This is a genomic window from Caballeronia sp. LZ043, from assembly GCF_031451075.1.
Lineage (GTDB): Bacteria > Pseudomonadota > Gammaproteobacteria > Burkholderiales > Burkholderiaceae > Caballeronia.
Genome location: NZ_JARUXT010000041.1, coordinates 1 through 1,388, shown reverse-complemented (window position 1 = coordinate 1,388; position 1,388 = coordinate 1). Strand labels below are relative to the sequence as shown.

Genomic DNA, 1,388 nt, shown 5'->3' with positions numbered 1-1,388 from the left:
CGATGGCGCGTCTTCCAGGGGCTCACCATGAACGAGCGTGGTTTCATCACGGCGACTATGCACGAACTCGAACGTATCAAAGTGATCGAGGCGGTCTGTGAGCATCGGCTGACCATGGTTCAGGCTGCTGAACGACTCGGACTGTGCGAACGTCAGATCAGCCGGCTCGCTCACCGCTTTGTTGCGAGCGGCCCGGCTGGGCTGCTCTCACGCAAGCGCGGGCAGCCAAGCAATCGGGAATTGCCCATCGATCTGCGAGCCCGGGCCATGGCGCTGGTGCGCCAGCGCTACGCTGATTTCGGCCCGACGCTTGCCTGCGAGAAGCTGCGTGAATGTCACGGCATCGAGTTGGGCAAGGAAACGGTAAGGCGCTGGATGCGCGATGCCGGGCTCTGGATTCCACGCAAGCAGCGTCCAGCGGCGCTGCACCAGCCGAGGAACCGCCGCTCGTGTCTGGGCGAGTTGATCCAGATCGATGGCAGCGACCATCGCTGGTTCGAAGACCGCGCGCCAGCTTGTACGTTACTGGTGTTTATCGACGATGCCACGAGCCGCCTGATGACCCTGCACTTCACGGCGACCGAGTCGACCTTCAGCTATTTCGAGGCCATGCGCAAGTATCTGGAAGCGTACGGCAAGCCGATTGCGCTCTACAGCGACAAGGCTGCGGTGTTCCATTGCAACAACCACGCCGAGGTCGGCGGCAAGGGCGTGACGCAGTTTGGACGGGCTTTATTCGAGCTCAACATCGATACCTGGTGCGCCAATAGCAGCCAGGCAAAGGGGCGCGTCGAGCGGGCCAATCTGACCTTGCAGGATCGGCTGGTGAAGGAATTGCGTCTACGCGGCATCAACACGCAGGAAGCGGCCAACGCTTACGCGCCCCACTTCATGGCCGACTTCAACGCTCGCTTCGGCAAAGTGCCGAGAAGCGCTTTCAATGCCCATCGCGCGCTCAGGAGCGACGAGGATATCGACTTGATCCTGACCTCGCGCGTGGCGCGGCGCGTGACGAAAGTGTTGAAGGTGCAGTACGACCGGGTGATTTACATGCTCGACGATACGGCAGAGAACCGTGCGCTGATTCACCAATATCTGGACGTCTTCGAGTATCCCGATGGACGCATCGAGATTCGTGTGAATGGGGCTGCCCTCGCCTATCGTCAATACGACCGGCTCTCAGAGATCGATCAAGGTGCCATTGTCGACAACAAGCGGCTTGGACACGTCCTGCAGGCTGCTCAAGTCGTGCAAGCTGAGCGCGACAATCGCTGCGCTTCGGGGATGCCTTCGCGGACCAATCAGGGAATGGCGCCACGGCCCAAAGAACGCAAGGTGGGCACGCGCACGCAGCGCGAACTGACCCTGGAGCGACTCAACGCGGCTGT

1 protein-coding gene is annotated in these 1,388 nt (G+C 61.1%); it reads left to right on the top strand.

What is annotated here, in order from left to right:
* Positions 1-57: 57 nt before the first annotated feature.
* On the top strand, positions 58-1,388 hold a 1,331-nt coding region (locus QCE64_RS36365; protein ID WP_404987966.1), incomplete at its 3' end, for an ISNCY family transposase.